The following is a 23,263-nucleotide window of genomic DNA, read 5'->3' on the forward strand; positions in this document are numbered from 1 at the left end:
AATATTATATTATAATTGATGTATGAATGATTGCTCATATATTCATGTAAACGCTTTACACAAGGAGGATATTGCGATGAAATTATACAAAGTCGAATCAGATTATCAAACTAACAAAAAAAATCATCGAGTTAAAAATGCTTTGACCAAAGAATCAAAGATGACGATTGCTAAGTTAGTCTTATCTGCAATTTTTTTGATACTCGCTATGAATGATTCATTTGCTGATTCGGTTTCGATCGGACTTTATTTAATTGCTTTCGCTATCATCGGTGGAGAGATCGTTTTTAATGCTGTTAAGAATCTTTTTAAAGGACAAGTCTTTGATGAGAATTTCTTAATGAGTATTGCCACCATAGGGGCATTGATCATTGGTCAATATCCTGAGGCTGTTGCTGTTATGTATTTTTACAAGGTAGGAGATCTTTTCGAGGATATTGCTGTTAACAGATCTAAACGTTCAATTTCAGCACTATTGTCGGTAAAACCTGAGTTTGCGACTATCAAAGATGGTGCTAAAACTTTGGTCGTTCGTCCTAACCAAGTTAAAATAGGTCAGATAATTTTAATTAAACCCGGAGAAAAAATTCCGCTTGACGGAAAAGTTATTTTGGGACAATCAAGTGTTGATACATCAGCTTTAACTGGTGAATCAATGCCTCGTGAGATCACAATTGGCGATGATGCCTTGAGTGGTTCAATTAATCAAAGCGGCGTTCTTCAAGTTAAAGTCACCAAGATATATGATGACTCAACCGTCGCTAGAATCTTAGATTTAGTTCAAAATTCAAGTAAACGCAAGGCTAATACCGAAAAATTCATTACTAGATTTGCTAAGATCTACACACCCATAGTTGTTGCTATGGCACTAGTTTTAGCTTTAGTACCACCATTAATGTTTCAAGGTGAATGGAATGAGTGGGTATATCGTGCCTTAGTATTCCTAGTTATTTCTTGTCCTTGTGCGTTGGTTATTTCTGTTCCATTAAGTTTCTTTGGTGGAATTGGAGCTGCTTCAAAACAAGGTATTTTAGTAAAAGGTAGTAACTATTTGGAATCAATGAACAAGGTTAACACAATTGCTTTTGATAAGACAGGAACTTTAACTAAGGGACAATTCTCAGTTACAAGTGTTAATCCTAAAAACATTTCAAAAGATGAGCTGTTAGAAATTGCTGCTACGATTGAAAGTAATTCTAATCATCCCATCGCTCAATCAATCGTGACTGCTTTTGGTAAAGAAATCAAGTCACAAGTTAAAGATTATAAAGAGACTGCTGGATATGGTGTTAGCGGTGTAATTGAAGGTCAAATGATCACTGCCGGTAATTTTAAAGCAATGCAGGCTAATGGAATCGATGTTGTTGAATCAAATGATGTTGGAACGATCGTATATATTAGTAGAAATAAACAATATTTAGGTAATATAGTTATTGCTGACAGTCCTAAATCAGATGCTAAAGCAGCAATTGCTAGTTTGAAGAAGCGCGGCATTAAAACAGTCATGTTAACTGGTGATAATAAGGCAATCGGTGAAGATATTGGTGGTAAGTTAGGACTAGATGAAGTCTATACAGATTTATTGCCAGAGGATAAAGTAGATATTGTAAATAAATTAATTGATAAAACTGATAACAAAGTTGCCTTTGTCGGTGATGGAATTAATGATACACCAGTTTTGACACAAGCCGACCTTGGTATTGCCATGGGTGGTTTAGGATCAGATGCGGCTGTTGATGCTGCTGATATGGTTATCATGAGTGATGAACCATCTAAAATATCTAAAGCAATGGATATAGCTAGAAAGACTAAAGAAATTGTTATTGAAAATATTACTTTGGCCTTAGTAATAAAAGTTTTATTCCTATTACTGGGAGCCATCGGTATTGTCGGCATGTGGCAAGCGGTTTTTGCTGATGTTGGAGTTACGATCATCGCTGTTTTGAATGCGGTCAGGTTACAGTTGAAAAAGTTCTAAATTCAAAAATATTTGAAAAAGCCCAACCAAGAAGAGTATAGTGTTAATGTAATCGTTTACAATGTGGTGTGCAAACTGTTTTAGGTGGGTGATTACCGTGTCCAATAATAAAAATCAAAAGGATTTAAATTCACTCTTAGAATGCAAGTCGATCGATGGCTTGAATAAGTCTATTGACCATTTATTGGAACAAAATAACATTGACGATATACTTTTAGATAGTTTAATTCAAAAAGTTGAAGTTCTAAGAGATAAGAGCTCGTAAGCTACGAGCTCTTTTTTTTGTTGCTTGTGAAATCGGATACACTATTAAATTTGAAATTAACCCTTAATTTCACTACCACCAAAGTAGTAAACTTATATTGTTTACTTACTAAAATTTAGGGGATGTACTTAAAGTTTTGAAGATAAAATCTATTCTATATATAATCATACCGATGTTTTTGTTCAGTTCGATGGAAATTGCCTTGAAGATAGCCGGAGGACAATTTAATCCGGTTGAATTAAATTTCATTCGTTTCTTGATCGGTGGTTTAGCACTTTTACCATTTGCTATCATGCATTTGCGACAAAATCATATTAAGCTGTCAACAAGGGATCTATTACTTTGTGCACTGACGGGATTTGTCATTGTTGTTGTCAGTATGACGCTTTATCAATTATCGATCCAAATTTCTAAAGCATCAGTCATTGCGATTATCTTGAGTGCTAATCCAATTTTTGGCTTGATGATCGGATTTATTTTTCTCCGCGAAAAACTTACTCGTACTAATACGTTTGCATTGGTCTTAACTTTGATTGGATTATTAGTTATTATTAATCCTTTCAATTTAAGTAAACCAACAGGAATTATTTTGGGACTACTTTCTTCTATTATTTTTGGATTATATGGCGTTATGTCCAGAATTTACGGGGGTAAAATTGGTATCAATGGTTTGTCGATGACCTGTCTAGCATTTTTATTTGGTGCGGGTGAGTTGGCTATCTTGATGGGCTTGACACATACTAGTTTAGTTAATAATCTACCTGCTCGTTATAGTGAATTTGTTAATGTTCCCTTCTTTAAAGGACTTACTTGGCAAACATTGCCATTAATTTTATATATATCAATACTTGTGACAGGGGTAGCGTTTGGACTTTATTTCTTGTCAATGGAAAAAGTTGGTATTGTTCAAGCTTCACTGATCTTTTTGATTAAGCCAGCTTTAGCACCTGTCTTGTCATTATTTATTTTAGGCGAGGCTATAAATGGTCGAACAATCGTCGGAATCGTTATTATTTTAGCCGGTTCAGCTATTACACTTGTTGGTGAAGATATTGCTTACCGTGTTATTGCCTTGGTTAAACGAACTACCAATGGTTAAAAATGAGTATCTGTTAGAAACTGATCTATAAAAGTTTCTGATGGATACTTTTTTTATTATTAAAAAACTAGTTGCTTTAGTAATACTTCTTTCTTTAAGATTGAAGTATTATGATTCAAAAATTATACTAACTTTAATGAAAACGAGGTGATGTTCAATGAGTGACAATGATGAGAATATTAATGAGGTAGTTGACACTTGTCTTTTGGCAGGACGATTGATGATCGAAGGCGGTTCTGAAATGTATCGTGTTGAAGATACTGTTAGAAGAATTGCTTATAATTCTGGTCAAAAAAATAGTGCTTCATTTACTACTTTAACCGGTGTCATGATGAGTATCAGGGGAAAGTCAGTGACACAATTCAGGTCGGTGAATCATCGTGGGATCGATATGGAAAAGGTCGATCGAGTTAATACACTGTCTCGGCGATATGGAAATAAGGAATTGACGTTAAGTCAATTAAGATCTGAATTGGATAAATTAGATAAAAATTTACCAACTTATCCTATGTGGATGCAGTTATTGGGAGCATTTTTAGTAAGTACCACTATGATGATCGTTTTCACGCAACAATACGACTGGTTTGATATACCTTTAGCGGGCGTAACTGGAACTATTGGTTATTTAGTCGCATTTTATGTTACAAGAACGACCTCGATTCGTTTTATCAGTGATTTCTTGGGATCATTTATCTTGGGAGCTTTAGCGATGTTAGGAGTTCACTTTGGATTAGGACATAATTTGAACAGTATCCTTATTGGTGCGGTCATGCCATTAGTACCTGGTGTGGCGATCACAAATGCCTTACGTGATATGTTGGCGGGACATTTATTATCTGGTCTAGAACGGGCATTAGAGGCTGGAATGAGTGCATGTGCAATTTCAGTCGGTATTGCAGTTTTATTCAGGTACTTTTAGGAGGTTATTATGAGCTATTTTTTAAAATTAATAATTCAAGTCGTACTTAGCTATATTGGTACCGCCGGATTTGGTTTGATAATAAATATTCCTAAAAGAGCTTTGAATCTCGCCGGCTGGTCAGGTGCGATAGGTTGGTTAACGTATTGGGTTTTATTTGAAGCGGGTTCTGGCAGGATGTTTTCCAATCTGGTTGCAGGTATAAGTGTTGGTATTTGTGGAATTATTTTTTCGCATGTTAAAAGAATGCCGGTCATCTTGTTTAATATTCCGGGATTAGTTCCATTGGTGCCTGGAGCAACAGCCTATCAAGCTGTCAGTAGTTTAGTGCTTGGTAATTTTGATCAGGCGATAGCTTTGGGAGTTAAAGTATCGATGGTGGCAGGATCCATTGCCACTGGCTTTATGATTGCGCAAATAATAGGAGAATGGTATTACAAAACTCAATTGAAATTATAGGGAGATATGGGGATGAATTTTATATTAAAGTTGGCAGAAATAATTTTTATTATTTTGACGATCTACTATGGGGTAAAGTTTTTTCGCTCTAAAAACAGGCGTGGGCAGGGTATTAAGAAAAGGTTTTTAACTAGTTTGTTTGTATTTGTATTACTATTCTTATTTGGTAATCAGTCTAAAGAAGTTAAGTCATCCACTACAGATAATGTAAAAATTGTTAAAAAATATGTAGGTAAAGACAAATATAAGATTGCTAAAAAAGAACATTTAGCACTACTTGCCAAAAAGGCTAAATTAACTAAACAGGCTGATGACACTCAGGATAAAAAAGACGATTTAGTCGCAAAAAAAGATAAAGAAAAAGAAGATGCGGGTAGAGAACAGGCTCAACAAGCACAACAAGCAGAACAAAATCAAGCCCAAGCATCACAGCAAAAACCAGAATCAAAACCAGAGCCAAGCCCAGCTAGTAAAGGTGATATGAATACCGCTAGTTCCGGTCAAATTGTAGGTAATAAGAATTCACACATTTATCACGTTCCCGGACAAAGGGGCTACAATATGAATTCTTCAAATGCAGTTTATTTTCAATCGGAACAAGAAGCAATTGCGGCTGGATATAGAAAGGCGAAGGTATAGTTATGAAGAAATCATTTAATATATTTATCGTATTTTTAGCCTTATTTACTTTAGCCGGATGCAGTAGCTCTCAAACTGAATCGGCATCTAAAACTAAGATAGTTAAAAACTATTCATATCAGAAAAAAGCTGCCAAATTAAACAAGCAAAATGATGAACTAAAATCAGATATTAAAGATCTTCAAAATAAAATTACGAAGGATCAAGACTATTTAGCAGAAAATGATCAAGGAACTTTTAGCAATAATAGTTCTGATACAGCTAAAACTAATCTAGCAAATCTTGATTACACTGGAACACAAGAGATCATTGTAAATAATAATCAACCGGAATTTTCTGATCAGGATAAATCAACTAGTCAAGGTGCTTGGCAGACGTATGGAGATTTAGACAATTTGAATCGTGCCACAGCAGCCAATGCACTATTAAATTCTTCACTGATGCCGACCGCAAAAAGGACTGGTCTAACTTGGAATCCAACCGGGTGGCATAATAAGAAAATCAGTTCAGGATGGCTTTACAATCGTAGTCATTTGATCGGGTATCAGTTAACAGGCCAAAATAATAATCCTAAAAATCTTATGACTGGAACTCGTTCTTTGAATAGTCCAGAGATGCAGGCACATGAAATGGATATTGCTTATTATTTAAAACAAAGTAGTAGCCATTTTGTTAGATATCGTGTCACACCCATTTTTCGGGGAGACGAATTATTAGCACGCGGAGTACAAATGGAAGCACAGTCGATCGGTGATAATTCTATTCAATTTAACGTTTATATTTTCAACGTGCAATCAGGTGTAACTTTGAATTACAATGACGGAACTAGCCAAGTTGGTTAAATAAGAGCATCTGAGACAAAACTATTTTGTCTCGAAATATACAGCATAAACGTGCAACACAACATAGCTTTTTCCGCTTAAACTAAACAAGCCCAGCAATCCACTTGGATTGCTGGGCTTGTTTACCTTAAATTACTTGTCGATTTGCCTTAACAACGGCGACAAGACCTTTATCTATTAGATTTCGTTCGATAAATCGGGCAATTTTTTTACCACCACATTTAGATGTATGGATATGATCGCCACTATCAAATTCATAGGCCAACCTAGTTTGCGAAGCGTCGCTAACGAAAGGAGCTAGATCAACGGCATAAGGAAATGATTGAATAATATATTTATTAAACTCTTGTCGAATAACTTCTTTTTTAGGATTCCAAGCATAAATACCATTATTGATATTACCTCTAAACGGGGTAACCGTCATTGGAACAAAGATAATGTTATTTTGCGAACATTTTAGATTTAACTCGTTGATCCCAGCGATTAATTCTTTACTGGTAGGAAGTTCACTAATAGGACTACCTGCACCGGGATGTAGTAAGTCATTAACACCTTCCATAAAAATGACGATGTCAGGTTGAAAATCCATTAACATTTCATCAAATCTATCAACACCAGCCGGTCCAAAGCTTTGAACCCATTGGGATTTGCCACTACCTGGTCTTAATAAACGATTACCTGAAATACCATAGTTTGCGGTCACGATTCGATTGATATAAGTTAATTCCTTCGAAAGTGGGGCGCTGAAGAATCCTTGGTTAGTTAAAGAGTCTCCGAAAAAGGCAATCTTAATGGGTTTTTTTTGGACCTGGGCTTGGACTGCTGATATGCCAAAGAAGAAGCCGTCGTTTCGATTACTAAAATTTTTAACTTTAGTAAATGATTCTGATAAATTTGATCCCAGTGAATGGATAGTTTTGTTGGGAGAATAAATGTTAATTGTTAAATAGTCATTTGCCTTGATGTCAATATTTAGCCAATCTGTCCATTGCGTAGTTTTTGGTGCTATTTCAAAATTACTTTGACCATTAACTGTAACCACCATTGGTTTATGTCCAGGCTTATTTAAAGTTAACTTTGTGATTTTTAAAGGAACGTTGTCATAAAGGTTATTTATCAATAAACGAATTTCTTTAGTGGCTAAAGGTTTAAAAATAGTGATCTCTTGATGTCCTGATTCATTGATATTATAAATATTATGGTAATCCGAGAATTCCTGTAACCATGTGTCAGTAGTAATCATAATTATCACCTTTGATCATTTGATTTTTTTTGAGTTCCCCAAAAGTAGACTAGAACAAAAGTAATTAGTAGTGTACTTAAATGTGCGATAATCGCATTTAAAAAGTTAGTATTGATACCTACGTTAGGATCAACAAAAGATAATATCCCGACAAGCGAACCGGTTAAAGCATAATTATTTACATGTAATAACCCACAGATCAAACCACCGATTCCACTGCCGATATTGGATAAAACGAATATACGTTTATGTTTTAAAATGAATCCGTAAAGTGCAGATTCAGTGATCCCACAAAATGCTGAAACAGATGCTTTGAAAGTTTTATTACGAACTGTTTTATCATGAGTTTTTATTGCTAATGCTAGTACAGCGCCACCTTGTGCCACCATAGTTATGGACAAAAGAGCATTCAAGTAACTGTGGCCGTTTGTAGCTAAATCGTTTAGTGCCACTGGAATAACGATCCAATGCAGTCCCATAGTTATTAAAAATTGATAAAATCCATCAACTAATAATCCAATAAATCCAGGATTCCAATTATACACAATATCGACACCATCGGCTAGTTTATAACTAGCAACAAGAATGATTGGACCAGCAATAACGGTAATTATCAATAATAAGATTATTATTTCTATTATTGATAAAAACATAGTCTGCAATATTTTAGGTATCGTCTTCTTTAATAACTTTTCCAACGGTTTAGCGATCCAAGCCGCAAAGATTATTGGAAAAATTGATGACGCATAATTTGTAAGGATGGTGGGTAACGGCAAATAAGTAGCAACGGTAGAAAAGTAGACTAGTATCGCACCAACCACCGCTAAAATTATTGGATTGGAATGTAATTTTTTTGCTGCCGTATAGCCTAGAAGTACCGGAATAAAATAAAAGACACCTTTAGGAATCGAATTAAGCAGTAAGTAAGTAACACTAGCTTTATTCATGATATTAAACTGGACCAAAATTGCCAAAATACCTTTGAATACACCAGCTCCTCCTAATATCCCCACTAAAGGAGCAATCGATTCGGTAAGAACACTTAGAAAGCTCGATAAACCTTTTTTCATTTCTTGAGTGAAGGTAAAATGTTTGGTCGAATCATTTTTAATTGGTTTATTGGCAAAATCAGTTCCGATTTGTTTTATTATTTCGTTATAAATATTGGTGACTTCTTGACCGATAACGACCTGATATTGTCCAGCACCATGTGCGATGTCGATTACTTTGGGGATACTTCTAATGGCTTTATCGTTGGCGAGTGATTCGTCTTTCAAGTAAAAGCGTAATCTTGTTATGCAATGAATCAATGATTTAATATTTTCTTTACCACCTACATTTTTAATGATCTCGGTTGCAATTTGAGAATAGGAAATGTTGGGTTTTTCTTTAGGCTTAACTATTTTTGGAGTGACAAGTGCTGCAGTTTCTGTGGCATTTTTTTTGCTAATTTCTACTTTAATATCTTTCAAATAGTCTTCAGTATTTGTAATTGCCACTACGACAGTTGTCGGACGTCCGGAATTCTTTATTTTTTGAATATCCATTGAGCCAACTTCTTGTCCAGCGGTTATACTTTGTCCGACGGATATGTTGAGTGTGAATGGTGCTCCTGATAATTCCACAGTATTGATCCCCATGTGTACCAAAACTTCGGCACCATCTGCTGTCGTAATTCCAAAAGCATGCAAAGTCCCGGCGACATAGGCAACTATTCCACTCACTGGAGCAAAGATTTTATTTTTATCGGGTTCAACTCCAAAACCTTTTCCCATTAATTCTTGTGAAAAAACGGGATCATTTACCTTTGTAAGAGGAATTATATTTCCAGATACCGGTGACAGTAAATTTAAACTAGTCGTATTAGGCATAATATTCCCTCCATATCAATAAAAATGAGGTTTATAGTTTATAATAAATATATATTAGAATAGATAAAATTAAAAAAAGGGTTTCATTGATAACGCTTTCACTGTTATTATAATACCATGTTTAAACATATTATAATACTGTGTTTAAACAAATAATTCTTTTACAATCTAAGTTGAGGAAAATCTGATGCCAAAGAAGTTATATACAGAGATTTATGAAACGTTAAAGAAAGAAATACAGACAAATGTATATCAACCAAAGAGCTCACTTCCAAGAGAAGAAGATCTTTCGGCCCGCTTTGACGTCACACGGAATACTGTCCGTCGTGCCTTGAAACAATTACAAGAAGAGGGTCTGGTATATGCTGTAAAAGGACGAGGGGTTGTCGTTTTAGAACCAGTCCGCAGTGATCAAGTAGTTTTCTCAGCTAATAATTCTGAGGGATTTCAAGGATTACGTTCATTTCCACAAAATAAATTTATTCAGGAATTGGACACTGACGTTTTAAGTTTCAAAGAAATAATGATTGATGAAAAAACAGCTAATCTAACCTCATTTAATATCAATGATAAAGCTTTTTATCTAGAAAGGTTACGTTTATTTGATGGAAAAGGATTAGCGATTGATCATAGTTACTTTAGAGCTGACGCTTTAAAGGGATTTACTAGAGAAGACGCGGAAGGATCTGTTTATCAATATATTCGAGATAATAACTTATTCAAAGTTGCGGCTCAAAGATCTATTTCATCTGTTGTTTCAGCTAGCCAAAGAGACAATGAAGTTTTAGAACTAGGCAGCTTAAACTGTGTAGGATCTTTAATTAAATTCGTTTACACTGATGCCGGAAGCCTTTTTGAATATACAGAAACACGTTATGTTCCCAATAACTTTGCAATGTTAGGATTTCAATATTACTAGGAGAAACTGATATGAAATACGAGTGGCGTAAGCAGGAAAAAAGTCTTTATTTGCCCAAACAAAAACCAGTAGTGTTAAATATTCCAAAGCAAACTTTCATTTCTCTACCGGGACAAGGCGATCCTAATGGTTCAGATTTTAAAGAACGTCTGCAAGTTTTGTATCCTATTTCCTATGGTATAAAAGCAGCTTATCGAAAATTTTGCCAAGATAAGGATGTAGAATTTGATGATTATGTTGTTTTTCCATTAGAAGGAGTATGGTCGTTAACCGAAGCTGGTCAAAAAATGGATCACTTAGATAAGAATGAATTTGTTTACGATATTATGATGCGTATTCCAGATTTTGTACCAGAAGAAGTTGTTCAGGTTGCTATTAAGAATGTTAAAGAAAAGAAATATCATCCATTAATTGAAGAACTAGAACAAAAGACTTATCAGCCTAAGCAAGTTATAGAGATTTTACATGTTGGAAAATATGATGATGAACCAGCTAGTTTTAAACTCATGGATCTTGAATGTCAAAAACTTGGTAAAACAAGAGCTTCAATGATTCATCGTGAAATTTATTTGTCAGATGCTAGAAGGGTAGCGCCTGACAAATTAAAAACAGTTTTAAGATATGAAATTAAATAAGTTAAATTATTTGCTATATTAATAAAGCTTTGGTATTGTCAAACGTGATTCGATGATTATCTAGCGAGACTTCCTCACAAAAAATAGAGGAAAAGGTATTTTTTATGGCAAGAAAAGCAAAAATTGAGCGTGAAAAGAGATTACAGGAAACTGTTGCTAAATACGCAGATTTACGTCAAGAACTAAAGAGTTCTGGCAATTATGAAGAATTAAGTAAGCTTCCAAGGGATGCTTCACCGACTAGATTACGTTCTCGTGATTTAATTGATGGCAGACCAAGAGGCTATATGAGTAAATTCAAAATGTCTCGTTTGAATTTTCGCTCTTTAGCACATGCTGGACAAATTCCAGGTGTCAAAAAAGCAAGTTGGTAAAAATGTGTTCAACTTTTGAGCATTAAATTAATAAGCGTAGTAATCCGGTTTAGGATTGCCACGCTTATTTTTTTGAAAATAGTAATTAATTTGGGTAAAATTCCATTTTCTTATTTTGATATAAATAATTTAATATTTTTTGATAATGCCTGGAAAGCCTTATAGCACAATAATTGTATAATTTTATTCCAACTTTCGTAAGATTGGTTTACGAAAAATGGAATTTTTCGTTGTAATTTACTTTCTATGTGTGTAATATAATATTTGAAAAGAGATTAACGTGTGTGGTTTATCTCTTGTGTGTATATGAAATAATGTGTGGTTATTTTGTGTACGTTATATCGTAACTTAAATAATAAAGTCGAGGGTACAAACATGAAAAAGACATCTATTTTGTTTTTAGCTGCATCCGTTTTGGGAGTCGGAGCAGCATTTGCAGCACCAACAACAGCGGAGGCTCATTCAGTTACCGCTAAGAATTACACTGCCGAAGTTTCATCAGAACAGGCTACACTTTATGATGAATCTGGCGACCAAATTGACGTTGCCTTACCAGCTAACAGTACATGGGCTGTCGGTGAAGTTAATAATGTAAATGGCAAAGACTACTACGAAGTCTCAACAGGGGCATATTTAAGCTCAGATGATAGTTATTTGTACAAAAAAAGACCCGAGGTTATCAAAGTAGCCTCAGATCATTCAGTTCCTATTTATAATCATAACTTCGAAGAGAGAGATGATTTATCTGTTACTCCAGGAAGTTCATGGTATTCAGACTCAGTTATCACTAGTCAATCTGGAATACCTTATGTACGTATTTCTACTGATGCTTACGTTTCAATGTATGATGTCATTGAACAAAAAGTTACATCTTCAATTTCGTAATATTTAAAAATTAATGTGTGTGTGTTGTGTGTGTGGGAAGCCTGCTGATGTGTGGTCAGTGGGCTTTTTATATTACTTATATGTGTGTACGTTACTTTTTTTCTTTCGAGGGTTAACATCTATTACAGTTATTACTATACAACCATAAGTGTATTTATATATCCCATTTTTTGAAAGACATTCTTACAAAAAATGGGATATTTTTGTAAAGGCCTATAAATAGGCTTTTACAAGGTATAAATGATTGATATATCGTTGGAAAATAGTAATTGTTTTTGTTGTTTTCGGTAGATTTTCGAGTTTGACAAAAACTATTAAAAAAAGCCAGCATTCTGTGCTGACTTTTTTAACTCTCTAATATTTGTCTTCGTTTGGTCTTTGAATATTATCAGGGAAAGGATGCTCTCTTGCTTCCTTATTAAATTGTGGCATAGCGATTCCTGGCAAGGCTCCTTTTGGCATTGGTTCTTTGTAGTTCTTGCCGCATGATTGATAATCTGGTAGTAAACCTAATTTAATAAAGATCGTTTGTTGATAAGCAATTTCAGCATTCCATTCTAGTGTTTCCATTACTCTTGTTGCTACGTGTAGATCAGTAGTTGTTACTAAGATTCCGTGACTATTTAATAGGAAAACATTTTCCATGGCTTTGTCACCGATCTTTAATAATGCATCATGAACTGTATCTGCTAATTCTTGAGTACATGCTGGTGCGTATGGTAGACATTTGATCTCTCCTAATTCACGTGTTACTTCGGTGACGTTTGGCATATCTAATCCAGATGTTGCCCAAAACATTGCTTTGGGTGCGTGTGAGTGGTAGACACAACGGATTCCGGGATGGGCTGTATATGCCTCTTCGTGCATATTAACTTCTCTAGTGACATCTCCAACACCATCAACTTTTTCGTAAGTTTCAGCATCAATAACCATGATTTGTGCGGGATGCAAATCAGCATAGAAAGTTTCAGACATAAATGTTGGTGTCATCAAAATATAAGGGTGATCGTTTTGATCAAAAACCTTAATTGACATATTTCCACCGGCAATATTTGTATCTTTTCTATCGAACATTTTATGAACTGTGTTGGCTAGATCCTCACGTTCAGTTTGAAACATCATTTTCATAATAAAAGACTCCTTCAAATGAAATATTATTTTTGTGGATAAAATACAACATTTGATGTCAATGCCCATTATATCCTGCTAGGATTAAATAGGAACAATGGTTAAAAAGATTGAATAAAGTTCAGATGGTAACCAATATGCAGTTCATATGTGTTCATAAAAGTTCAGAAAATAGGGGGGCAATAATTCATGTATCGAAAAGAACGTTTAGATAAAATAATGGAAATAATGAATAAGAAAAAAATTGTGGATATGAAACTTTTGGAGGAACTTACTTACGAAAGCCGTTCTACTTTAAGAAGAGATTTAATCGTTTTGGAAGAGGAACATAAGATCAGTCGAAACTTTGGACAAGTTGAATTAGTTAGTGATAATAATGTTGAATTTGGCTATCAAGTCAGAGCTGGTGAAAATTTAGATTGCAAAAAATATATTGCCAGTATTGCCGAAACATTTATAGGAAATAATCAGGCTTTAATAATTGATTCCAGTACAACTGCTTCCTATTTAGAGCCTTATTTAAGTGAACGTAATAATCTCGTAGTCATTACTAACGGACTGCATCTAGCAATGAGCTTAAATGGAAACCCTAAGATCAAAACTTTTATCGCTAGTGGCAGGTTACGTCCTTTTTCAGGATCAATAATTGGCGATTCTGCTAGGAAGTTTATGGAAGGTTTTCATGCTAATATTGCAATTATTTCCTGTGCCGGTGTAGATGCAAACGGAGTTTATATGGCGAGTGATGAGCAGTCAGCTGTCAAATCTCAGATGATGAAGCAAGCTGAAAATACAATTTTACTTTGTGACCATACTAAGATAAATCGAGTTGACTACTATCGACTTTGTGGTCATGAAGATATCGATATTATTGTGACTGACAAAATGCCACCGGAAGATTTTTTACAGGCAGTTGAAGGTCAAAATGTGGAGATAGTGTATTGATGAAATGAACCGGTATGGAACAATCATCAATATCTGTTCAAAATTTGAACAGATAAAAGGAGTGATTTATGCACTTTATTCAAAAGTGCTGGAATCCATTGAATGAACTGATGTAAGCGTTTTATACTCTAGGCGTGGATGAAGTACAAACACAAAAAATGGAGGGTTTACATTATGTTAAAAACTGAATTTCCGAAATTGGGTATCCGCCCTACAATCGATGGACGTAGACGTGGTATTCGTGAATCACTCGAAGATCAAACAATGGAAATGGCAAAATCAGCTGCTAAGTTGATTGAAAGCACATTAAAATATCCAGATGGAACTCCTGTAAAAACTGTTATTGCCGATACAACTATTGGTGGCGTACATGAAGCTGCTATGGCAAAAGCAAAATTCGATAAAGAAAATGTTTGTGGTACTTTAACTGTTACACCTTGCTGGTGCTATGGTAGTGAAACAATGGACATGACAAAGACATTGCCTCATGCAATTTGGGGATTCAATGGTACAGAACGTCCAGGTGCTGTTTACCTAGCTGCTGTACTTGCTGCTCATACTCAAAAGGGTATTCCAGCATTTGGTATCTATGGTGAAGATGTTCAAGATGCAGATGACACTTCAATTCCAGATGATGTCAAAGAAAAGATCATTCGCTTTGCTAAAGCTGCATTTGCTACTGGTATTATGCACAATAAAGCATATCTATCAATTGGTAATGTTGCCATGGGTATTGGTGGATCAATCACAGATGCTGATTTCTTCCAAGATTACTTAGGTATGCGTAATGAATATGTAGATATGTCAGAAATCGTTCGTCGTTGGGACGAAAAGATCTACGATCCAGAAGAATTCAAGAAGGCTCTTGCATGGGCTAAAGAATATACACCAGTTGGACCAGATGTATATAACGAAGATGATCCTAACAAGTTTAGTGATGAAGAAAAAGAAGCTCAATTAGAAAAATGTGTCAAGATGTACATGATTGCTAAAGACTTAATGGATGGTAATACAACTCTTGAAGAATTAGGATTCAAAGAAGAGTCAGAAGGCCACTATGCAATCGCTGCCGGATTCCAAGGTCAACGTCAATGGACTGATCATTTCCCTAATGGTGACTACATGGAAACAATGATGAATTCACAATATGACTGGAACGGAATTCATGCACCACACGTATTTGCTACTGAAAATGATAGTTTGAATGGTACATCAATGTTATTCAACTACTTACTAACAAATACACCTCAAATCTTTGCTGATGTTCGTACATATTGGAGTGCAGATGCTGTTGAAAGAGTTACAGGTACTAAATTAACAGGTCTTGCAGAAAATGGATTCTTACATCTATCAAACTCAGGTGCTCAAACACTTGATGCAACTGGTGATGAAAAGATCGATGGCAAACCAGCTATCAAACCATTCTATGACTTAACAGAAGATGAAGCTAAAGCAAATCTTAAAGATACACGTTGGATCCCTGCAAATATCGGCTACTTCCGTGGCGGTGGTTTCTCAAGTAACTATGTTACAAAGGGTGGACCAGAAGGTATGCCTGTAACAATGTCACGTATTAACCTCGTTAAAGGTGTTGGACCAGAATTACAAATCGCTGAAGGATACGCTGTTGACTTACCAGAAAACGTCTTTGATGTTGTTAACAAACGTACTGACCCAGGCTGGCCTTCAACATTCTTCGTTCCAAAATTAACTGGTAAAGGTGCATTCAAGTCAGTATATGACGTAATGAACAACTGGGGTGCAAACCACGGTGCAATTAGTTATGGCCATATTGGTGCCGACCTTATCACATTAGCATCTGTTCTTCGTATACCAGTTAACATGCATAACGTTGATGAAGACAAGATCTTCAGACCACGTTCATGGGCTTCACTTGGTACAGCTAACCTTGAAGCTGCTGACTTTAATGCATGTAAGACATTTGGACCACTATACGACTAAAAATGAATGGATGTGTATCTAATGAAACGAAATGTGATCGCAGTTGATTTAGGTGCAAGTTCAGGAAGAATAATTTCAGCATCTTTAAAAGATGGAAAAATGGAACTGAAAGAACAGTTCCGTTTTTCTAATCAACCGATAGAATTGACCGATTCTCTATATTGGGATTATTTAAAAATATTCCAAGAAATCAAATACGGATTGATGATCGCCCAACGTGACCTCAAAAAAATTGATAGTCTAAGTGTTGACACTTGGGGTGTTGATTATGGACTACTAGGACGCGATGGGAAGATGCTTTTAACTCCTCATAGTTATCGTGATACACGAACAGAAGAGTTTGAAAATAAACTTTATGAAAAACTTACGCCTAAAGAATTGTTTGCTTTAACTGGTGTACAACCTAATTTAATTAATTCTAACTTCCAATTATTTGCGGATATGAACTTACATCCATATCTAAAAGACGAAGTTGCTAATATCATGTTTATGCCTAACTTGGTAGAGTATTTCTTCAGTGGAGTTAAATCTAATGAATTTACAATTGCTTCAACGAGTGGACTCTTAGATGGAGTCAGCCGTGATTTGAGTGATGATGTCTTCAATCGTTTAGGATTTAAGAAAGAATGGTTTGGAGATATACAACATGGTGGACATGTTCTTGGTAATGTATTGCCAGATATTGCCAAAGAAGTACATTTGGATTCTGACATTAAAGTTATCGACGGAATTGGGCATGATACAGGTGCCGCAGTTTATTCGTTACCTATTTCAAATCAGGAAGCTAAAAATGTTGCCTTTATCAGTTGTGGTACTTGGTCGATCGTTGGTCAGCAAACTGATAAACCAGTTGTAACTGAACAAGCTTTTGAAGCTGGTTTAACTAATGAGGGATGTTTTGACGGTGGAAATCGTCTACTTCAAAATATCACTGGATTATGGATAGTCCAGGAGCTTCAAAAAGAATGGTCATTTGAAGGCGAAATGGTTGAATTCAGTAAGATGGTTGATGAAGCTGAAGATGCTGAACATATTGGTAGTTATATAAATCCAAATGATCCATTATTTGCTACACCAAGTAATATGGAAGAAAAAATCATTAAGTTCTTAAAAGAAACAAATCAAAAACTTCCTAATTCACGTGGTGAATTGCTACAAATCGTATTTGAAAGTTTAGCTTTAAGCTATCGTGATACGATCAATAATCTTGAAAGTATTACTAATGAAGAAATTAAACGAATTTATATGTTTGGAGGTGGGATCAAAAATAGGTTGCTTGTACAATTAACGGCTAATTTCTGTAAGAAAGAAATTCAAACCGGACCAACTGAGGCCAGTGTTACAGGTAACGTACTAGCTCAATTTAAAGCACTTGGATATTTCAAAGATGATGCAGAACGTTTAAGCATCGTTAAGAGTTCTTTTGACACTAGAATAATAACCCCACAAGCTATGGATTCAGATGAATTAAATAGTCGAATCGACGGTTTTACAAAAATCTTGAAGAAAGAAATTGTTAATTAGAGGGGGTTAAATCATGGAAGAAGTCCAAGATACAGAAAAGAAAATCAAAACAGCTCCAATAGTTTACGTCTTTGCTATTCTTGGTGGATTTGCCGGATTACTTTATGGTTATGATTCAGGTGCTATTTCATTGGCACTTCCATCAATTACTAGTGCATTCGGCTTGAATGCTGCAGAAAAAGGGCTAGTTGTAAGTTTCCTTTTGTTCGGTGCTTTACCATCGATCGTTGTCTTTACGGCACTAGAGAAAAAAATTGAACGGCGAAATGTTTTGATCGTTGGAGGTATCGTCTTTATTATTGGTAGTATTATGTCGGCCATGGCTGGATCAACAGCATTCTTAATGTTTGCCAGATTGGTTCTAGGTGTAGCTGCAGGTATTGCTAATATGTACGGATTGATTTATTTATCAGAATTAGCTCCTAAAAATATTCGTGGTTTAATGTCATCGCTTTATCAGTTAAGTGTTAACATCGGTATCTTAGGTGCATACGGTGTAGGTGCTTATAACCTTGAAAATAACGCTTGGCGCTGGACTCTAGGACTTGGAGTTGTTCCAGCTGTTATCTTTACTGTTGGTATGATGTGCAGTCCTCAAAGTCCACGTTGGCTTATCAGAGATGGACAAGTTGATAAAGCTAGAAAAGTTTTAAAGAAAGTTCGTGTTACAAATGAAGAAGTTGAAGGCGAAATTGTTGATATTCAAAACAGCTTAAAGACTAAAGAAGCTGGTTTGGGTGAATTATTTGGTAAGTTTAGACCAGTATTGACTTTACTATTCGTCTTAACAGCTTTCCAAGTATTTACAGGTATCAATGCTGCTGTTTACTATGCACCAGAGATTTTCCATAACTTAGGATTAGCACATGCAAGTATTATTGCTGACTTTGGTGTTGGTGCAGCGTTAGTTATTTCAACTTTAGTATCATTGCCATTCATTGACCGCTTAGGTCGTAAGAAACTGCTCGAAATTAGTTTAGGTGGACAAGTATTACCTGCCATTGCCATGTGTATTTGGTCAGATAATGCTACAATCGCTGTTATTTCGATCTTCCTATATGTATTTATGTTTGGTTTTGGTTTAGGACCTGTTTTCTGGTCATATGTTCCAGAAATTCTTCCTCTAAAAGCCAGAGCATTGGGAATGGGTGTTATCACCTTTACACAATACTTATTTAACGCTTTATTCTCACTAGTTTTCCCAATTATTTTGGAAGCTATCGGAATTAACATTTTCTACTTCTTTGCTGCCTTATCACTATTTGCTGTTTGGTACATTCATAAGTATGTGCTTGAAACAAAAGGTAAGTCACTTGAAGAAATTGAATCATATTGGGAACACAAGGAGGCTTAAAATATGTTAAATAATATTCCTAAAGAATTATCTCCAGAACTTGTTAAATGTCTTATGGAAATGGGACATGGAGATGAGATCCTTTTAGCTGATGGAAACTATCCAGCTTTGACAAATAACGATCGTGTTATTCGTGCCGATGGATTAGGTGTACCAACGCTATTGGAAGGAATTCTTAAATTAATGCCACTTGATACTTATTCAGACTATCAAGCCATTTTAATGGAAACTGTCGAAGGTGATCCTCGTCCAGATATTTGGGACACATATAAAAAGGATATTGGAGATGCCTTTCCTAAATACAATATTAAAACTATTGAAAGACAGAATTTTTACAAGTATTCTAAGGGATGCTTTGCAATTATTCAAACCGGTGAAACAGCTCTATATGGAAACTTGATCCTTAAAAAAGGTGTAGTAATTCCAAAAGATTAATAAATTTGCATAATTTGCTTTCTACATATGAGGACACGACGGAAAACGTGTCCTCTTTTTTTGTTGTCAGATTGTCAAATATGCGGAAATATTTAATTTGGCATAAAATGCTTAATTACTGACGTTAGTTAGTTGTTTTTAACAATAAAAATTCTTGAAAAAAGATGAAAATAATATATTTAAAGAGTTGCCGTTTCGCCAATAAGCTTGAAACAGGCAAATATTTAGATAGAATTATTCTTGTCGATGTTGCTAGACGCGGGGAATACCTTTGTCTAGGTGTTTGTCTGCAGCACGATAATTCAAAGAATGATTTACAGAAAATAATCTGTTTAATATCGAACTAGGGATTTATAAACCCAATTTGGGTGGGGCAATAAAAGATTTACCTCAATAAAATAATATTAAATTATTTGTTTAAACAAATAACGATAAAATCCCTAGAGAGACTAAGAATGCGTCAAAAACCGCAAAATTAATTTACAAAAAAGGTCTCTTTTACAAGAGGCCTTTTTATTATAATGATTATAAATCAGGTGAATAAATCGATTTCTACTTGATTAAGATCTATATATTTTGAATGGTTAGATAGTTTTTACGAAAGGATTCTCCGAAGAGGTGTAGATTATGAAAAATAATTTATTTATTTTTTTAAAAAAGCCAGCTACGATCTTCGTTATTAAAACTGTTGCTTATTTCGTAATTTTCATAGTGCTTTTGTACATCTATGGATATAGCGGGGTCGGATCTGCCAAGTTTATTTATAACGAATTCTAGCAAGAAAGAAGGGGAAACACATGAACAAATTAGTTGAAAGAATCACTAAAACAGCTATAACAAATCCTCATGGGATCTGTTATCAAAACGGTTCTGAAAAAAGAACCTATCAAGAATTGATCGAAGAGTCAGATCGAATCGCTAATCTTTTACAAGAAAAATTTCTTCCTAAGAAAAGTCCCATCATAATCTACGGTGGTCAGCAATTTGAAATGTTGGTAATGTTCCTGGGTGCAATAAAAGCTGGACATCCCTACATTCCTGTTGATGACGCCTCAGACCCATCGAGAATCATTCAAATTAACTCAGTTGCACATCCAGTATTAGTTCTAAATTGGAGTGAGGTTGATAATTTTCATATCGATACTCCGATTATTACTAAAGCAGAAATAGAAAATGCTTTGAATTCCGAAGATGATATTTATGATTCTGCTTTAAGTATTGGTGATGATGATAATTTCTATATTATTTTCACTTCCGGAACTACTGGTACTCCTAAAGGTGTTCAGATTACTACTCATAATTTATTAGACTTTGTCGACTGGGCTTGCGCAGAGTTCGACTATGATAATAATCGCAAAATAATGTTACAAGCACCGTTCTCCTTTGACCTGTCTGTTTTTAGTATTTATCCAGGTCTAGTAAGTGGATCAACTTTAGATGTAGTTGATAAAGATACAACAAAGAATTTTGGTAAATTAGAAAAGGCTATTTTAGACTCCAACTTTGATACTTGGATATCTACACCATCATTTTTTGAAATGTGTCTGCTATTTAGAAATTTTGATCATGAACATGTCCAAAATCTTCATAAGTTTATCTTTTGTGGGGAAGAGTTAACTCATGCCACAGCACAAAAGCTACTTAAAAGATTTCCTAAGGCTAAGCTCTATAACACATATGGTCCAACCGAAAATACGGTTGCTATAACCTCAGTTCAGATAACACCAGAAACCTTAGTAAAATATGATCGTTTGCCAATTGGTTATTTAAAGGGCAACATGCATCATTTCTTAGATAATGCGGTAAATGATGCCAATGGTTATCAAACTGGTGAATTGATGGTTAGTGGCCCGGATGTTTCTAAAGGTTACTTAAATAATCCACAACAAACAAAACGTGCTTTTGAAGAGATTGACGATAGAATTTACTATCATACCGGTGATATGGTCAATGAATCGCAAGACGGCATGCTCTTTTATAAAGGACGGACTGATTTTCAAATCAAAATGCATGGTTATCGAATTGAACTTGAAGAGATCGACTCGTTGTTAGGTAATCTGGCTCAAGTTAAACAATCCTGTACCGTGCCGCTTTACAACAATAAGAAACAAGTCAGCAAGATAATCGCTAATATTGTTTTGGAAAATCAGTTTAAAGAACTTGATCAACGAGAACTCAACATTCAAATTAAAGACGAATTAAGAAAGACGACAATGGAGTACATGATTCCAAATGTATTGCAATTTGTTGAAGATCTACCAATTAGCAGCAATGGGAAAATTGATCGTAAGGCTTTGATGGGCGAAGTTAATGCATAATATCACTCCATATAGTAGCCCCGCTTACTTTATTTACTTAACCGTATTACTACTTCCCATAATGATCGGATTGTTATTCGGCAAACGGTTCAAATGGTATGAAACCATTGCAACTTTGATTATTTTGTCGATTACTTTCTTTGGAGATAAGTCACTGCAAGGTATTTCTCTTATTTTCTATATTTTATTTGAAATGTTGGTCATATTCTCGTATCTAAGGTATCGCAGAAATAAAAATAATAAGAACAGCTTCTGGATCTTTACATTATCAGTTGTTCTTGCAATTGTCCCATTAGTATTTGTAAAAATTGATCCACTAATAAAAAATCCTACAATCTCTTTATTTGGTTTTCTAGGTATCAGTTATTTAACCTTCAAATCAGTTGAGATGATCATGGAAATTCGTGATGGTGCCATTAAAGAAGTTAAGGTGACAGAATTCTTGAGATTTATTCTCTTCTTCCCAACTATTTCTTCTGGACCAATCGATAGATTTCCCCGTTTTCAAAAGGATGTTTTAAATATACCTAGTCGTGAAAAGTATTTAGGGATGTTAAAGAGTGGAACTAACAAGTTAATGCTCGGTTTGGTCTATAAATTCGTTCTAGGATACTTTTTTGGAACGTTGTTATTGCCGAAAGTTTCAATTTTGGCTTTATCATATCGTGACCAAGCCCCACTAGGTATTTCATGGGCGTTATTAGCCTATATGTATGTTTACAGTATGTATTTATTCTTTGACTTTGCTGGATATTCACTTTTTGCTGTCGCAATTAGTAATTTCATGGGTGTTAATACTCCAATGAACTTTAAACGTCCATTCCAGTCAGTTAACATAAAAGACTTCTGGAATAGATGGCATATAACTTTATCATTTTGGTTCAGAGACTTCATTTACATGCGTTTGATGTTCTTCATGATGAAGAAAAAATTGATCAAGAGTCGAATCACAATGGCAAATGTTGGTTATTTAACATTATTTCTTATCATGGGATTTTGGCATGGTGAGACTTGGTACTACATCGTCTATGGTATTTTCCATGCTACGGCGATGATCACTAATGATGCATGGCTAAGATATAAGAAAAAACATCGTAAACAGATCCCAAGTAATAAATTAACTAAAGCATTCGCAATTTTTCTAACGTTCAATGTCGTATGTTTCAGTTTTCTGATTTTCTCAGGTTTCTTAAATACACTATGGTTCCAATAAAAGGAGAACAATTATGGACGAAAAAAAAGAAAAGATTATTAGTATTTTAAAAGATGTAACAGGTTTGGACAATGTCGGCAGTGATCCAGATGAAAATTTATTTGCTGATGGTATTTTGGACTCAATGGCAACGGTTGAAGTACTCGTAACATTACAGGATGAATTTGGTATTCAAGTTCCAGTTTCAGAATTTGATCGTTCACAATGGTCAACAGTTAATAAAATCTCTGATCGTGTTACAGAATTGGAATAACCT

Annotated in this window: 23 protein-coding genes; 20 read left to right on the plus strand and 3 right to left on the minus strand. The window is 34.9% G+C overall.

Features of this window, described 5'->3' with window-relative positions:
• Positions 1 to 160 precede the first annotated feature (160 nt).
• From EKM77_RS06220 to EKM77_RS06245, 7 genes are all read left to right on the plus strand, one after another.
• Entirely contained in the window at positions 161 to 1,978 is a 1,818-nt protein-coding gene (locus tag EKM77_RS06220; protein WP_449720067.1) for a heavy metal translocating P-type ATPase, read from the plus strand.
• A gap of 97 nt (positions 1,979 to 2,075) precedes the next feature.
• The gene (locus tag EKM77_RS10955; protein ID WP_164507731.1) at positions 2,076 to 2,243 is read left to right on the plus strand and encodes a hypothetical protein; all 168 of its coding nucleotides are present in this window, start codon (positions 2,076 to 2,078) and stop codon (positions 2,241 to 2,243) included.
• A 136-nt stretch (positions 2,244 to 2,379) separates the two neighbouring features.
• Entirely contained in the window at positions 2,380 to 3,342 is a 963-nt protein-coding gene (locus EKM77_RS06225) for a DMT family transporter (protein ID WP_164507732.1), read from the plus strand.
• A gap of 157 nt (positions 3,343 to 3,499) precedes the next feature.
• A complete protein-coding gene (locus EKM77_RS06230; RefSeq protein WP_125593201.1) occupies positions 3,500 to 4,261 on the plus strand; it encodes a threonine/serine exporter family protein in 762 nt (253 codons plus the stop codon).
• Between the two features lie 9 nt (positions 4,262 to 4,270).
• Positions 4,271 to 4,720: a threonine/serine exporter family protein gene (locus EKM77_RS06235; RefSeq protein ID WP_125593202.1), complete on the plus strand. Its 450-nt coding sequence runs from the start codon at positions 4,271 to 4,273 to the stop codon at positions 4,718 to 4,720.
• Positions 4,721 to 4,732: 12 nt separating this feature from the next.
• The gene (locus tag EKM77_RS06240; protein WP_125593203.1) at positions 4,733 to 5,359 is read left to right on the plus strand and encodes a sunset domain-containing protein; all 627 of its coding nucleotides are present in this window, start codon (positions 4,733 to 4,735) and stop codon (positions 5,357 to 5,359) included.
• 2 nt (positions 5,360 to 5,361) lie between these two features.
• Positions 5,362 to 6,201, plus strand: a complete 840-nt coding sequence (locus EKM77_RS06245; RefSeq protein ID WP_125593204.1) for a DNA/RNA non-specific endonuclease — start codon at positions 5,362 to 5,364, stop codon at positions 6,199 to 6,201.
• Between the two features lie 127 nt (positions 6,202 to 6,328).
• Here the strand turns inward: EKM77_RS06245 and EKM77_RS06250 are convergent, their stop codons facing one another.
• Both EKM77_RS06250 and EKM77_RS06255 read right to left on the minus strand, forming a co-directional pair.
• On the minus strand, positions 6,329 to 7,444 hold the full coding sequence (locus tag EKM77_RS06250) for an SGNH/GDSL hydrolase family protein (protein WP_125593205.1): 1,116 nt from the start codon (positions 7,442 to 7,444) through the stop codon (positions 6,329 to 6,331).
• A gap of 5 nt (positions 7,445 to 7,449) precedes the next feature.
• Positions 7,450 to 9,315 (minus strand): glucose PTS transporter subunit IIA, encoded by a 1,866-nt coding sequence (locus EKM77_RS06255; protein WP_125593206.1) that lies wholly within the window; start codon positions 9,313 to 9,315, stop codon positions 7,450 to 7,452.
• Positions 9,316 to 9,502: 187 nt separating this feature from the next.
• Between EKM77_RS06255 and EKM77_RS06260 the strand changes: the two genes are divergently transcribed.
• The 4 genes from EKM77_RS06260 to EKM77_RS06275 all read left to right on the plus strand — a co-directional run bounded on the left by EKM77_RS06260 (position 9,503) and on the right by EKM77_RS06275 (position 12,128).
• The gene (locus EKM77_RS06260; RefSeq protein WP_125593207.1) at positions 9,503 to 10,234 is read left to right on the plus strand and encodes a GntR family transcriptional regulator; all 732 of its coding nucleotides are present in this window, start codon (positions 9,503 to 9,505) and stop codon (positions 10,232 to 10,234) included.
• 11 nt (positions 10,235 to 10,245) lie between these two features.
• Complete coding sequence (locus EKM77_RS06265) at positions 10,246 to 10,869, plus strand: GyrI-like domain-containing protein (protein ID WP_125593208.1); 624 nt, start codon at positions 10,246 to 10,248, stop codon at positions 10,867 to 10,869.
• Between the two features lie 104 nt (positions 10,870 to 10,973).
• The gene (rpsN, locus tag EKM77_RS06270; protein WP_125593209.1) at positions 10,974 to 11,243 is read left to right on the plus strand and encodes a 30S ribosomal protein S14; all 270 of its coding nucleotides are present in this window, start codon (positions 10,974 to 10,976) and stop codon (positions 11,241 to 11,243) included.
• A gap of 375 nt (positions 11,244 to 11,618) precedes the next feature.
• A complete protein-coding gene (locus tag EKM77_RS06275) occupies positions 11,619 to 12,128 on the plus strand; it encodes an SLAP domain-containing protein (RefSeq protein WP_125593210.1) in 510 nt (169 codons plus the stop codon).
• A 354-nt stretch (positions 12,129 to 12,482) separates the two neighbouring features.
• Here the strand turns inward: EKM77_RS06275 and EKM77_RS06280 are convergent, their stop codons facing one another.
• Positions 12,483 to 13,256, minus strand: coding sequence for a class II aldolase/adducin family protein (locus tag EKM77_RS06280; protein WP_125593211.1), 774 nt, complete (start codon positions 13,254 to 13,256; stop codon positions 12,483 to 12,485).
• 189 nt (positions 13,257 to 13,445) lie between these two features.
• Between EKM77_RS06280 and EKM77_RS06285 the strand changes: the two genes are divergently transcribed.
• The 9 genes from EKM77_RS06285 to dltC all read left to right on the plus strand — a co-directional run bounded on the left by EKM77_RS06285 (position 13,446) and on the right by dltC (position 23,260).
• Complete coding sequence (locus EKM77_RS06285) at positions 13,446 to 14,201, plus strand: DeoR/GlpR family DNA-binding transcription regulator (protein ID WP_125593212.1); 756 nt, start codon at positions 13,446 to 13,448, stop codon at positions 14,199 to 14,201.
• A 174-nt stretch (positions 14,202 to 14,375) separates the two neighbouring features.
• Entirely contained in the window at positions 14,376 to 16,163 is a 1,788-nt protein-coding gene (locus EKM77_RS06290; RefSeq protein WP_125593213.1) for an L-fucose isomerase, read from the plus strand.
• Positions 16,164 to 16,184: 21 nt separating this feature from the next.
• Positions 16,185 to 17,687, plus strand: a complete 1,503-nt coding sequence (locus EKM77_RS06295) for a rhamnulokinase (protein WP_225425198.1) — start codon at positions 16,185 to 16,187, stop codon at positions 17,685 to 17,687.
• Positions 17,688 to 17,700: 13 nt separating this feature from the next.
• A complete protein-coding gene (locus EKM77_RS06300) occupies positions 17,701 to 19,041 on the plus strand; it encodes a sugar porter family MFS transporter (RefSeq protein WP_125593215.1) in 1,341 nt (446 codons plus the stop codon).
• Positions 19,042 to 19,044: 3 nt separating this feature from the next.
• A complete protein-coding gene (locus tag EKM77_RS06305) occupies positions 19,045 to 19,476 on the plus strand; it encodes an RbsD/FucU family protein (RefSeq protein WP_125593216.1) in 432 nt (143 codons plus the stop codon).
• A 627-nt stretch (positions 19,477 to 20,103) separates the two neighbouring features.
• Entirely contained in the window at positions 20,104 to 20,253 is a 150-nt protein-coding gene (locus tag EKM77_RS06310; protein ID WP_125593217.1) for a teichoic acid D-Ala incorporation-associated protein DltX, read from the plus strand.
• 20 nt (positions 20,254 to 20,273) lie between these two features.
• A complete protein-coding gene (gene dltA / locus EKM77_RS06315; protein ID WP_125593218.1) occupies positions 20,274 to 21,794 on the plus strand; it encodes a D-alanine--poly(phosphoribitol) ligase subunit DltA in 1,521 nt (506 codons plus the stop codon).
• Positions 21,787 to 23,007: a D-alanyl-lipoteichoic acid biosynthesis protein DltB gene (gene dltB, locus EKM77_RS06320; RefSeq protein WP_125593219.1), complete on the plus strand. Its 1,221-nt coding sequence runs from the start codon at positions 21,787 to 21,789 to the stop codon at positions 23,005 to 23,007. Before dltA ends, dltB begins: the two co-directional genes overlap by 8 nt.
• 13 nt (positions 23,008 to 23,020) lie before the next feature.
• The gene (gene dltC, locus EKM77_RS06325) at positions 23,021 to 23,260 is read left to right on the plus strand and encodes a D-alanine--poly(phosphoribitol) ligase subunit DltC (RefSeq protein WP_125593220.1); all 240 of its coding nucleotides are present in this window, start codon (positions 23,021 to 23,023) and stop codon (positions 23,258 to 23,260) included.
• The last annotated feature ends 3 nt before the right edge of the window (positions 23,261 to 23,263 follow it).

This window comes from Companilactobacillus baiquanensis (genome assembly GCF_003946605.1).
Taxonomy (GTDB): Bacteria; Bacillota; Bacilli; order Lactobacillales; family Lactobacillaceae; genus Companilactobacillus; species Companilactobacillus baiquanensis.